Origin of the sequence: Bifidobacterium callitrichos DSM 23973 (assembly GCF_000741175.1) — a bacterium.
GTDB classification, from domain to species: domain Bacteria; phylum Actinomycetota; class Actinomycetes; order Actinomycetales; family Bifidobacteriaceae; genus Bifidobacterium; species Bifidobacterium callitrichos.
Genome location: NZ_JGYS01000005.1, coordinates 16,743 through 29,629 on the forward strand (window position 1 = coordinate 16,743; position 12,887 = coordinate 29,629).

The window sequence follows — 12,887 nt, forward strand, 5'->3', positions numbered from 1 at the left end:
TGATTGACGGTTACTTGGCCTGCGCGGCGGCCTCCTGGGCGGCGTTCTGGCGGCGCTGCTTGGCGCGCCACTTGTACCAGTCCTCACGACCGAGGATGATCTTGCGCACGCGGACGGACTCCGGGGTGACCTCGACGCACTCGTCCTCGTTCGCGAAGTCGAGGGACTCCTCGAGGCTCATCTTGATCGGCGGGGTGAGGGTCTCGAGCACATCGGCGGTGGAGGAGCGCATGTTGGTCATGTGCTTGGCCAGCGTGATGTTGACATCCAACTCATCGGGCTTGTTGTTGACGCCGACGACCTGGCCCTCGTAGACCGGGGACTGCGGCTCGACGAAGAAGTTGCCGCGGGCCTGCAGACGCTGCATGGCGTACGGGGTGGCGACACCCTTGCGGTCGGAGACCATGGAGCCGTTCTGGCGGGTCACGATCTGACCGGCCCACGGCGCGTAGCCGGCGGAGATGGAGGCGGCGATGCCGGTGCCGCGCGTAGCGGACAGCAGCGCGGTGCGGAAGCCGATCAGACCACGCGACGGCACGGTGAACTGCAGGCGCACCCAGCCGGAGCCGTGGTTGGACATGGAGTCCATGCGGCCCTTGCGGTCGGCCATGAGCTGCGTGACGGTGCCCATGTACTCCTCGGGCACGTCGATGGTGGTGTTCTCCATCGGCTCGTTGACCACGCCGTCGATCTTCTTGGTGACGACCTGCGGACGGCCGACGGTCAGCTCGTAGCCTTCGCGGCGCATCTCCTCGGCGAGGACGGCCAGCGCCAGCTCGCCGCGGCCCTGCACCTCCCAGGCGTCCGGACGGTCGGTGGGCAGCACCTTGATGGACACGTTGCCGATGAGCTCGCGGTCGAGACGGTCCTTGATCATGCGGGCGGTGAGCTTGTGGTCCTTGCCCTCGGTGCCAGCCAGCGGGGAGTCGTTGACGCCGAAGGTCATGGAGATGGCCGGATCGTCGACGTGGATGAGCGGCAGCGGCTTCGGGTTGTCCGGGTCGACGATGGTCTCGCCGATCATGATGTCGTTGACGCCGGCGACGGCGACGATGTCGCCCGGGCCCGCGGATTCGACGGAGATGCGCTCGAGGCCCTGCGTGCGCAGCAGCTCGGTGACGCGGAAGTTCTCGATGGTGCCGTTGACGCGGCTCAGACCGTAGTTCTTGCCCTTCTCGAGCGTGCCGTTGTAGATGCGGACGAGGCCGAGTCGGCCGAGGAAGTCGGAGGAATCGATGTTGGCGACGTGCGCCTGCAGCGGGGCGCCCTCCTCGTACTCCGGGGCGGGGATGTACTTGATGATGTCCTCGAACAGCGGCTCGAGGTTGTCGTTGTCCGGCAGGGCGCCGTCGGCCGGCTGGTTGACGGACGCGTAACCGGCCTTGGCGGCGCAGTAGACGACCGGCAGCTCGAGCAGGTGGTCGAGGTCGAGGTCGATGCCCTCCTCGACGACGTCCTGGGCGAGACCCAGCAGCAGGTCGGTGGACTCGGAGACGACCTCGGAGATGCGGGCGTCCGGACGGTCGACCTTGTTGACGCACAGGATGACCGGCAGCTTGGCCTCGAGGGCCTTGCGCAGCACGAAGCGGGTCTGCGGCAGCGGGCCCTCGGAGGCGTCGACGAGCAGCACGACGCCGTCAACCATCGAGATGCCGCGCTCGACCTCGCCGCCGAAGTCGGCGTGGCCGGGGGTGTCGATGATGTTGAGGGTGATGCCCTCCGGGTGGCCGTACTTGGCGGCCAGCGGACCGGTGTACTCAACGGCCGTGTTCTTGGCGAGGATGGTGATGCCCTTCTCGCGCTCGAGATCGTTGGAGTCCATCACTCGGTCCGGCACTTCCTCACGCTCGGAAAAGACGTGGGACTGCTGAAGCATCGCGTTCACCAGCGTGGTCTTGCCGTGGTCGACGTGAGCCACAATCGCCACATTACGGATATCACCGCGAACCGCCATCGAAACCTCTCTTAGTACTGTTTGTTGATTCGTCGCGTAACCTGCCGACGCCATGCGGCGTCGGGTCGCTTGCTTGGTATTGTTCCGGTATTTCACCTGCCAATTACACACAAACCGACATGATGATAACCAACCCGTTCGACCGTCGCCCTCACCGCTTGGTCAGGGCGGCGTAGGACTCCTCGATGGCGAGGCTGATGCGTTCGATGTCGACGCGCGTCAGCGGCTCGCGGAAGGTCATGCGCAGGGCGGATTTGGCGATCTGCGGTTCGATGCCCATCGCCAGCAGCGTCGGAGGGATCTCGTGGCGTCCGATCGCGCATGCCGAACCGGACGAGCAGGCGATGCCGCGCGCGTCGAGGTCGACGAGCAGCGCCTCGCCGGTGACACCGGGAAAGACGAAGGAGACGTGGCCGGGCAGGCGGCGTTCGGGATCGCCGGTCAGTTCGGCGCGGGGCACGACCCTGCGTACCGCGTCGATGAGCATGTCACGGGATGCGACGAGTTCGCGGTAGTGCGAGGCCATGCGCGTGTTGGACCGGCGCAGGGCGATGGCGAGCGCGACGGCCCCGGCCACGTTCTGCGTGCCGGAGCGCAGGCCGCGTTCCTGCCCGCCGCCGGAGATGATCGGCTCGATGGGCGTGCGTCCGCGTACGAGGAGCGCCCCGAGTCCCTTGGGCGCGCCGAATTTGTGGCCGGAGACGGCAAGCGAATCGACGTCCCAGTCGCGCATGCGGATGGGGATGAGTCCGGCGGCCTGCACGGCGTCGACGTGGACGGGCACGTGGTGCGCGTGGGCGATCGAGACGATGCGTTCGATCGGTTCGACGGATCCGACCTCGTTGTTGGCGAGCATCATCGCGACGAGCGTGGTCCGCTCCCCCGCCTCGCCGTCGAGCGCCCGGTCGAGGGCGTCGAGGTCGATGTGGGCCTCGTCGTCGACGGGGATGCGCACGACGTCGAAGCCGAACCAGCGTGCGAGCCAGTCGGCGGATCCGGAGACGGCCGGGTGTTCGATCGACGAGATGACGATGCGCGGACGGCGGAAGTCAGCCTGAGTGGTGTTGTCGGAAGCGTCGCCGAAGTCACCGCCGCCGACGTTGCCGAGACCAAGTTGACGCATTCTCGCCATGGCGATGCCCTTGACGGCGAGGTTGTCGGATTCGGTGCCGCCGGAGGTGAAGATCACGTCGTCGGGTCTGGCGCCGAGATCCGCGGCGAAGGAGGCGCGGGCCGCGTCGAGTGCGCGCGCCGCGGTTCGCCCGGGCTGGTGGACGCTGGCCGGGTTCGCGTAGGCGTCGGTCAGGAACGGGGTCATCGCGTCGATGACGTCGCGGCTGACCGGTTCGGTGGCGGCGGCGTCGAGGTAGAGCGCTTCGGAGTCGGTCATGATGGTCCTAGTCCAGCCAGTCGAGTCCCAGATCGATGGATCGCACGGAGTGGGTGAGGGCGCCCACGGAGATGACGTCGACGCCGGTGGCCGCCACGTCGGCGACCCGCTCGAGGCTCATGTTGCCGCTGGCTTCGACGATGGCGCGTCCGTCGATCAGTTCGACGCCGCGGCGGGTGTCGTCGAGCGTGAAGTTGTCGAGCATGATAGTGTCGGCGCCTCCCGCGATGACGGCGGGGATCTGGTCGAGCCGGTCGACCTCGACCTCGATGTGCGTGGTGTGTCCGACCTGCTGCCTGACGTGGCGGATCGCGCCGGTCAGGTCGATGCCGCGCGCGGCGAGGGCGGCCAGATGGTTGTCCTTCATCATGACGGCGTCGGACAGACCGTAGCGGTGGTTGTGTCCGCCGCCGCAGGTGACCGAGTATTTCTCGAACGGGCGCAGTCCGGGCGTGGTCTTGCGCGTGTCGACGATGCGAGTGCGCTCGTAGCGGCGGGGTCGTACGACCGGTCCGTTCGCCGGCCGGAACCCGTCGGCGTAGATCGCGTCGACCCGTGCGACGAACGCGGCGGTCATCGTGGCGATGCCGCTCATGCGCTGGGTGAAGTTCAGCGCGACGCGTTCCGCGGTCAGCAGGTCCCTGACCGGACCGGAGACCGAGGCGAGCGTCTGACTGGCGTGGAAGGGTTCGCCGTCGGCGATGGACGGCGTGACCCCGATCGCGGGGTTCTGCGCGCGGAAGGCGGCGGCGAACACGTCGATGCCGCTCATCACGCCGTCCTCGCGGGCGGTGAGGGACGCCGAGCCGGTTTCGTCGGCGGGGATGGTGGTTTCGCAGGTCACGTCGCCGTAGGGCGCGTCCTCGGCGAGCGCCGCCTCGACGGCGGTGCGGATGATGTGCTGGGTGAGCATGTCACTCCTTGACGTAGGCGACGGAGTGGGCCCACTCGTCGTGCGGTTCGGGGAAGTCGGTGCGCGCGTGGGCGCCGCGCGATTCGGTGCGGGCGAGCGCCGCCGTGGCGCCGATGCGTCCGACGGTGAGCATGTCGCGGTTCTCGAGCGCGGCGATGTCGCCGGACGCGGCGGCCTGGGCGGCATGCGCGTTCGCGGCGGCGAGACCACGACCGAGGTCGTCGATCGCGTGGGCGAGTCCTTCGGCGTCGCGCAGGACGCCGACGCCGTGCCACATGGTGTTCTGGATGCGGGTGCGGTCCCATAGGTCTGCGTCACCGTCCTCGCCGCCTGCGCCGTCCGTCTCGGGGTCGGCGAGGCGGACGGGTTCGGCGGCGTATGCCTCGCCGGTCGCGGAGTTGAGCAATGGTTCTGGCGACCATACCGTGTCGTCGGTGTCGGCGAGTGCGGCGAGGCCGGCCCTGCGGCCGTAGACGAGTCCTTCGAGCAGCGAGTTGGAGGCGAGTCGGTTGGAGCCCATGACGCCGGTGCGTGCGCATTCGCCGGCCGCGTACAGGCCGGGGATGGACGCGCGGCCGTCGAGGTCCGTGCGTACGCCGCCCATGTAGTAGTGGGCCGCGGGGGCGACGGGGATCGGCTCACGGCTCCAGTCGAAGCCGAGGGAGCGCGTGTAGGCGTCGATGGTCGGGAATCGGTGCGCGAGGAACGCGGCGAGGTCGGGGTGTTCGGCGCGCATCGGCGAGACGTCGAGCATAACCGGACGTCCGTGCTGGCGCTGCATGACGCGGAAGTTCTCGCGGGCGACGACGTCGCGCGGCGCGAGTTCGGCGCGCGGGTCGACGTCCTGCATGTACCGGTGGCCGTGTTCGTCGAGCAGGATCGCGCCTTCGCCGCGTACGGCCTCGGAGACGAGGAAGTGCTCGCCGATGGCCATGGCGGTGGGATGGAACTGGTAGAACTCGAGGTCGGCGACCTGTGCTCCGGCGCGCCATGCGGCGGCGAGTCCGTCGGCGGTGGCGACGGCCGGGTTGGTGGTGTACGGGTACATGCGTCCGGCGCCTCCGGTGGCGAGGATGACGCGGGAGGCCTTGACGAACCGGCGTTCCACGCCATTCGCGGCTGCGTCATTCGCTTCGCCTCCGACGAGCAGGTCGACGCCGGCGATGCGTCCGTCCTTCACGACGAGGTCGGTCAGGAAGGCATGTTCGATGATGTGGATGAGCGGGTTGGCGCGCACCATGGCGGATACGTCGAGTTCGAGCACCCTGCCGGTGGCGTCTCCCCCGGCGTGGACGACGCGTGCCCTGGAGTGGGCCGCCTCGAGGCCGCGCAGCATGTGTCCCTCGGCGTCGCGGTCGAAGTGGACGCCGGCGGCCGCGAATTCGCGCACGCGGTCGGCGCCCTCGCGCGTGAGGATGTCGACGGCCTTCGGGTCGCACAGGCCGTGTCCGGCGGCGATGGTGTCGGCGGCGTGCAGCTTCGGGTCGTCGTCGGCGAAGATGGCCGCGGCGATGCCTCCCTGCGCGTGGTAGGTGTTCGATTCGACCAGTTCGTCCTTGGTGACCAGCGTCACGTCGTGTCCGGCGCGCGCCACGGCCAGTGCCGCGGACAGGCCGGCCACGCCGGCTCCGATGACGATGATGTTCGTGCCCTCGCTCATTGCCTGTCTGCCTCTCAGTGGACGCGCAGCATGCGCTCCAGCGCGACCTTGGCCTCGCGGGCGGTGTCCTCGTCGACGGTGATGCGGTTGACGACGTTGCCGGCCTCGAGATTCTCCAGCGCCCACGCGAGGTAGGCGGGGTGGATGCGGTACATCGTCGAGCACGGGCAGACGACCGGATCGAGGCAGAACACGGTCTTGTCCGGGTATTGAGCGGCGAGGCGGTTGACGAGGTTGATCTCGGTGCCCACGGCCACGGCGGAGCCGGCGGGCGCGTTGGCGATCTCCTTGACGATGTACGCGGTGGAGCCGACGCCGTCGGCCGCGTCGACGACCTGCATCGAGCATTCGGGGTGCACGATGACCTTGACGCCCGGGTAGGCCCTGCGGGCGCGTTCGATCTGCTCGACGGTGAAACGCTGGTGCACGGAGCAGAATCCCTTCCACAGGATCATCCTCGCGTTCGCATAGTCGGACGGGTCGGCGGCGCCGCCCATCGCCTTGAACGGGTCCCACAGCGGCATCTGGCTCAGCGGGATGCCCATGGCGCGCGCGGTGTTGCGTCCCAGATGCTGGTCGGGGAAGAACAGGACGCGCCGGCCGCGGGCGAACGCCCATTCGAGCACGGCGTGCGCGTTGGACGACGTGCACACGATGCCGCCGTGGCGCCCGCAGAACGCCTTCAGGGCTGCGGAGGAGTTCATGTAGGTGACGGGGATGATCGGCTGCATGCCGTCGGCGTCCTTGTCGCGTCCGCAGATCTCGCCGAGCTGGTCCCACGCCTCCTCGACCTGATCGATGTTGGCCATGTCGGCCATCGAGCAGCCGGCGGACAGGTTCGGCAGGGTCACGCTCTGTTCGGGCGTGGAGAGGATGTCGGCGGTTTCGGCCATGAAGTGGACGCCGCAGAAGACGATGTGGTCGGCGTCGGGGCGTTCGGTCGCGTTCTTGGCGAGCTGGAAGGAGTCGCCCACGAAGTCGGCGTGCCTGATGATCTCGTCGCGCTGGTAGAAGTGGCCGAGGATGAGCAGCTTGGATCCAAGGCGCCTCTTGGCGTCGACGATGCGCTGCTGGAGCTCGTCCTCGGAGGCGTTGCGGTATTCGTCGGGCAGCACCTGCTGGCGGGGCGCGTTCGCGGGCAGGCGGTCGAGCATCGAGGCGCCGGGCCCGTAGCTGGGCCTGGTGGTGTCGAAGTGCCACGGGTCGAGGGTCAGGCCCGCGTCGCAGGTGCTCTGTGCGCCGAGTCGGGCGATGATCTCGTCGACGGACGGCGCGGTGAATGTTGCGGTCATGGTTGTTCCTTTCTGGTTACGTCTGGTGAAGTCTGTGGATATCGGGATCGCCGGAGCCCTTCAGCGGGCCAGTGCCGACAGCGCGTCGGCCGAGCCGATCCGAGATGTCGATTCGTGCAGACCGTGCGGCTCGCGTGGACCTTGTGGACCGATGCTCCACTGGGCGGGATTCCACAGGTCGCGCCGCTCGCCGTCCGGGTCCTCGGCGCCGTTCGCCGCCCCCGAGACGTACCGGTAGACGGCGGCCGGACGGTGTCGGCCGACACGCTGCTTGGCGCCGGTGTCCTCGAGCTGTCCGGAGGCGAGGATCCGGCGTCTGAAGTTCGCCAGATCGATGGACTCGCCGGTGATGGCCTCGTACACGTCGTGCAGCTGGCCGAGCGTGAAGGTCTCGCCGACCAGTCGCACGGCCACGTCGGGGTATTCGATCTTGTTGCGAAGACGCCACAGTGCGTAGTCGATGATGCGACGGTGGTCGAAGGCGAGTTCGGGCAGCTCGTCCTCGGGGAACCATGCGACGTTGTCCCCCTCGACGAGATCACGAGTCTCGGCCTGTCCGACGAGCGCCCAGTAGACGACGGACACCATCGGCAGTCCTCCGCGCGAGCGATCGGGGCCGCCGAACGTGTACAGCTGCTCGAGATAGCGCGGATGCATCGAGGTGGTCGATTCGAGCGCCGCGTACGCGCAGTCCTCGAGCGAACGGTCGGCGAAGAGGCCGCCGCCGGGCAGCGCCCAGCAGCCCAGATAGGGCTGGCGCACGCGTCTGACCAACGGAAGCCACAGACGCCCGCGGCCGGTCTCGCCGCCATCGGGCGCGAGCGCGAGGATGACGACGGAGACGCCCACCTGCGGTGGGGCGAGACGCCGCTCCGAAACGTTGCCGATGCCCATTCGTCCTCTTTCCCGACACGGATGCCTTCGCTCCGATCCGTTGACGGATATGAAGCATAACACCATTTATGGTCATAATGACCATAAATGGAAACGCCCGGAATTCCAAGAAAAAAGGGAATCGGTCTGAGACCGATTCCCTTTTCCGATTCCGAGAGATCTACAGCGCCGTTTCGACGCCCTCCTCGATCACCTCGCCGGCGTCGGGCAGGAACGGCGCGAGGGATGGCAGGTCGTCGAGGGACGACAGGCCCATCTTCTCCAGGAACAGGTCGGTGGTGGCCAGCAGCGAGGCTCGCGACTCCTCGTCGATGCCGCGTTCGCATATCAGGCCGCGTACGAGCAGGGAGCGGACCACGCCGTCGCAGTTGACGCCTCGGATCGACGAGACGCGCGCCCGGGTGACGGGCTGACGGTATGCGATGACCGCCAGCGTCTCCATCGCCGCCTGACTCAGTCGCGCGGACTGGCCGTCGGTGACGAACGCGGCGACCACGGGCTCGAACTCGACACGGCTGGCGAACCGCCATCCACGCGCGGTGTGACGCAGTTCGAACCCCCGTTCGGACATCGCATAGGAGGATTGCAGCCGTTCCAGCGCCTCGGCCACGAGTCGCGCGTCGACGCCGAGCACACCCGCCAGATCAGCGGAGTGCTGCGGCTCGCCGGCGGTCATGAGGATCGCCTCGAGACATGCCTTGAGACCGCCGGGGAACCGCTCCACGCACAACCCCCCGCGCGCCGCCGACGCCGGGCCTGCGGAACCGGCGGAGTCCTTCTCCTCCACGTCCGCATCCGCATCCTGCCTATCCATCGCTTCCGTCACGCCCATCAGGCGCCCTCTCCTTCCTCGATCATCCCATCCGTAACCAATACGGCTTTCACCGGAGCCCCGTCGATCCACACCCATCGCACGTGCAGCGGCGAATACGGCCCATCCTGCCGGAACTGGATCGCCCCCTGCTTGAAGAACGCCAGCAGCGCGAGGAAGCGCGCCACCGTCTCGATACGGCCCGAGGCGTCCGCCGTCAGTTCGTCGAAGGTGGAGGATCCACCCTCCCCCAACGCCACCAGCCGCGTCATGACGAGCCGTGACTGTTCACGCAGGTCGACCAGCGGCACGTGCAGCTGGTGGACGCTCACCCGATCGGTCGGGGCGGCGGCGATGGCCCGCGCGGCTATCCACGCCAGCTCGTCCGGCCCGACGTTCCAGTCGAGTTCGGGCAGCATGCCCCGGATGCGATCGTCGACGACGCCCGGATGCGGATAGCGGCCCGAGGCATGGGCCATCCGCTCGCGCAACACGTGCGACGCCTCCTTGTAGGCGCGGTACTGCAGCAGTCGGGCGAACAGCAGATCGCGTTCGCGCAGCGCCTCCATGCTGGATTCGTCATGCTCGCCCGACACGTCCGCGGGCAGCAGCGAGGCGCTTTTGGCCTCGATGAGCACCGAGGCCACGTCGATGAACGCGCTGGCCTCGTCCATGCCGTCCTTCGCGGCGCCACCGAAGTCGAGGCCGCGCACGTAGCGGATGAACTCCCCGGTGATCGCCGACAGCGACACCTCGGTCAGTTCGAGGCGCCGGTTCGCGATCATGCCGAGCAGGACGTCGAACGGGCCGGAGTACACGTCGAGATCGACGCGGAAGCCGGCCTCGTCCGCGCTCAGGCGATCACCCCGTTGGCGACGAGCTCGCGGGCCACCTCGCGGTACTCCTGACTGGTCTTGTGGTTCGGCGCGTACATGGTGATCGGCGCGGCGGCCACGGTGGAGTCGGGCAGTTTGATCGAACGGGAGATGACGGTGTGGAACACCTTGTCCTGGAACGCCTCGTAGATGCGCTGCATGACCTCCTCGCAGTGCAGGGTGCGCGTGAACATCGTCACCAGCACACCGTACACCTTGAGGTTCGGGTTGATGCGGCTCTGCACCTTCTGGATGGACTGCATGAGCAGGGCCACGCCACGCAGCGCGAAGAACTCGGCGGCCACGGGGATGATGACGCCGTCGGCCGCGGTCAGCGCGTTCACGGTCAGCAGGCCGAGCGAGGGCTGGCAGTCGATGATGATGACGTCGTATTCGTCCCTCAGGGGGCGCAGCACGCTGTTGAGGATCTGCTCACGCCCCACTTCGGTGACCAGCTGCACCTCGGCGGCGGACAGGTCGATGTTCGCCGGGATGATGTCGAGGTTCTCGAACGCGGTGCGGCGCACGACGTCATGCACGTCGACGCGCATGTCGAACAGCGCGGTGTAGATGGTGTTGTCGACGGTGTTGGCGTTGATGCCGAGACCGACGGTGGCGGCGCCCTGCGGATCGAAGTCGACGATCAGGCAGCGGCGGCCGTACTGACTCAACGCGCCGGCGATGTTGATGGAACTGGTGGTCTTGCCGACGCCGCCCTTCTGGTTGCACATGGCGATGACCCTCGCCGGCCCGTGCTGCTGCAGCGGGGAGGGGACGGGGAAAGTCTCATATTCACGTCCAAGCATATCCGTAGGCATACTGTTCACCTTATCATTTCCGTCACTGCGCACGTGGATGGGCCGTCAGGTACGCCTCGATGAGGTTCTCCGGGCTGACATGCGTATAGATCTGGGTGGTCGTCACCGAGGCGTGGCCGAGCAGCTCCTGCACGGTGCGCACGTCCGCGCCGCCCTGGATCAGGTGCGTGGCGAACGAGTGGCGCAGCGTGTGCGGATGCAGCGGCTTGTCGATGCGGGCGCGCTCCCCCGCGTTGCGGACGATCTCCCATACCGATTGTCGCGACAGCCGGCGACCCCGCTTGTTGAGGAAGACCGCCCGACGCTCCGGCGCCGGCGCGTTCCTGATGCGCGCCTCGAGCGCGGGCCGCCCCTTGGAAAGATACCGTTCCATCGCCGCGCACGCATAGGTGCCGACCGGCACGATCCGCTGTTTGGAACCCTTGCCGGTGAGCCGCACGATATGCGCGTCCTGCAGGTCGAGGTCGTCGAAGTTCACCCCCACGGCCTCGGAGACGCGGGCTCCGGTGGCGTACATGAACTCGAGCAGCGCCCTGTCGCGCAGCATCACCGGATCGTCGCCCTCGACGGGGACCGCGTCGAGCAGGCGAGCCACCTCGTCGACGGAGAGCACGTCCGGCAGCGTGCTCGCTCCCTTGGGGGCCTTGACCGGAGCGGCCACGTCGTCGGCGATCAGATTTCCCGCGAGCGCGAACCGGTGGAGTTCGTGGACCGCGGCGAGTCGTCTGGCCTTGGACCGGGCCGATTCGCCCATGTCGTCGAGGAAGGCGACGTAGTCCTCCACGTCGTGACGCGTGACGTGCGCGATGTCGTCGACGCCCCGGCTTTCCAGCCAGCCCGCGTATTTCCTCAGGTCGGACTCGTACGCCGTCACCGTGGCGTCGGCGAGTCCGCGCTCGACGCCGACATGCGCGAGAAACCGTTCGATGAGTGCAGGGAATCCATTGGCCATGCATTCCATGGTATGGCATGCAGAAACTGTGATTCATATCACATATGCACCCCTACCCCCGTCCTTCGATATCACATCAAGACCGAAAAAACAAGACTGTGGTGATCGCTCACATTTCGTTAGCGTATGGGCTTTGTCGCGCGTCGGTCACACGTCCATCGCACGTTCGACGCACAGCCAGTGGGAAGCACGTCCCAGGCATCCACGCCATACACCACTCAAGGAGCAATCATGCCCATCGCAAGGCACACCATCGCAAGGCCCAACGGCCTGTCCCGCAGGATCGTCGCGGCGGCGACGGCCATCGTCGCGGTGCTCTCGCTGACCGCCTGCGGATCAACCTCGGCCGATACGAGCACGGCGAAGACCGGCACCGACTCCGCCTCGACCTCCGGATTCCCCGTGACCATCAAGCACGCGTACGGCACCACCGAGATCAAGCAGGCGCCCGAGCGCGTGGCCACCGTCGGCTGGGGATCCGACGACGTCACCCTCGCGCTCGGCGTCGTTCCAGTGACCGTTCCCAAACAGACCTTCGGCAAGACCGAGGACGGCTATCTGCCGTGGGTCAAAGCCAAGCTCGACGACATGAACGTGGCCAAGGCGGACCTGCCCGAACAGCATGACGAATCCGATTCGATCGACATGGAGGCCATCGCCGCGGCCCGGCCGGATGTGATCCTGGGCATGCAGTCCGGCATCACCGAGGAGCAGTACAAGACGCTCAGCAAGATCGCGCCGACCATCCCCTGGCAGCAGGCCTCCTGGGGCGACCCGTGGCGCAGCCTGGTCGAGACCACCGCCAAGGTGCTCGGCAAGCAGCAGGAGGGCGAGAAGCTCATCGCCAAGCTGGAGGGCACCATCTCCGAGGCGGCCGCCAAGTACCCGCATATCAGGGGCAAGAGCGCCTCCGTCATGTACTTCGATTCCTCCAAGCTCTCGAGCTTCAGCGTGTACACCACGCATGACGTGCGCCCCCAGTTCCTGAACGACCTCGGCTTCGAGACCCCCGAATCCATCAAGCAGGTCTCCGAAACCACGGACAGCTTCTACAAGGACATCTCCTCCGAACAGGCCGACCAGTTCGCCGACATCGACGTGATCGTCACCTACGGCACCCCCGACCTTCTGGCCGCCATGCAGAAGGATCCGCTGCTGTCCAAGATCCCCGCGGTCAAGCGCGGCTCCGTGGTGGTGATCGACACCACGTCCGAGCTGGCCAACGCGCTCGACGCGATGCCGCTGTCCATCGAGGCCACCACCGGCGACTACGCCAAGCTGCTCGGCGAGGCCGCCTCCAAGGTCAACGGCTGATCCGAAAGGAATCG

11 protein-coding genes are annotated in these 12,887 nt (G+C 67.4%); 1 reads left to right on the forward strand and 10 read right to left on the reverse strand.

Annotation, left to right across the window (positions count from 1 at the left end):
* Positions 1-10: 10 nt before the first annotated feature.
* From typA to xerD, 10 genes are all read right to left on the reverse strand, one after another.
* Complete coding sequence (typA, locus tag BCAL_RS03330) at positions 11-1,954, reverse strand: translational GTPase TypA (protein ID WP_043164297.1); 1,944 nt, start codon at positions 1,952-1,954, stop codon at positions 11-13.
* Positions 1,955-2,105: 151 nt separating this feature from the next.
* On the reverse strand, positions 2,106-3,344 hold the full coding sequence (locus BCAL_RS03335) for a cysteine desulfurase family protein (protein WP_043164299.1): 1,239 nt from the start codon (positions 3,342-3,344) through the stop codon (positions 2,106-2,108).
* 7 nt (positions 3,345-3,351) lie between these two features.
* Positions 3,352-4,257, reverse strand: coding sequence for a carboxylating nicotinate-nucleotide diphosphorylase (gene nadC / locus BCAL_RS03340; protein WP_043164301.1), 906 nt, complete (start codon positions 4,255-4,257; stop codon positions 3,352-3,354).
* 1 nt (position 4,258) lies between these two features.
* Entirely contained in the window at positions 4,259-5,917 is a 1,659-nt protein-coding gene (nadB, locus tag BCAL_RS03345) for an L-aspartate oxidase (protein ID WP_043164303.1), read from the reverse strand.
* A 14-nt stretch (positions 5,918-5,931) separates the two neighbouring features.
* Complete coding sequence (nadA, locus tag BCAL_RS03350; protein ID WP_043164305.1) at positions 5,932-7,209, reverse strand: quinolinate synthase NadA; 1,278 nt, start codon at positions 7,207-7,209, stop codon at positions 5,932-5,934.
* Positions 7,210-7,269: 60 nt separating this feature from the next.
* The gene (locus tag BCAL_RS03355) at positions 7,270-8,103 is read right to left on the reverse strand and encodes an NUDIX hydrolase (protein WP_043164307.1); all 834 of its coding nucleotides are present in this window, start codon (positions 8,101-8,103) and stop codon (positions 7,270-7,272) included.
* A 160-nt stretch (positions 8,104-8,263) separates the two neighbouring features.
* Positions 8,264-8,929: an SMC-Scp complex subunit ScpB gene (gene scpB, locus BCAL_RS03360; RefSeq protein ID WP_420796807.1), complete on the reverse strand. Its 666-nt coding sequence runs from the start codon at positions 8,927-8,929 to the stop codon at positions 8,264-8,266.
* A gap of 5 nt (positions 8,930-8,934) precedes the next feature.
* Positions 8,935-9,771, reverse strand: coding sequence for a segregation/condensation protein A (locus BCAL_RS03365; protein ID WP_052118990.1), 837 nt, complete (start codon positions 9,769-9,771; stop codon positions 8,935-8,937).
* Entirely contained in the window at positions 9,768-10,607 is an 840-nt protein-coding gene (locus BCAL_RS03370; protein ID WP_043164308.1) for a ParA family protein, read from the reverse strand. Before BCAL_RS03370 ends, BCAL_RS03365 begins: the two co-directional genes overlap by 4 nt.
* A gap of 22 nt (positions 10,608-10,629) precedes the next feature.
* Positions 10,630-11,559 carry a site-specific tyrosine recombinase XerD gene (gene xerD, locus BCAL_RS03375; protein ID WP_043164310.1) on the reverse strand — a complete coding sequence of 310 codons (930 nt, stop codon included), beginning with the start codon at positions 11,557-11,559 and terminating at the stop codon, positions 10,630-10,632.
* 231 nt (positions 11,560-11,790) lie between these two features.
* On the opposite strand from xerD, the gene BCAL_RS03380 reads away from it, so the two are divergent.
* Positions 11,791-12,873 carry an iron-siderophore ABC transporter substrate-binding protein gene (locus BCAL_RS03380; protein WP_052118991.1) on the forward strand — a complete coding sequence of 361 codons (1,083 nt, stop codon included), beginning with the start codon at positions 11,791-11,793 and terminating at the stop codon, positions 12,871-12,873.
* The last annotated feature ends 14 nt before the right edge of the window (positions 12,874-12,887 follow it).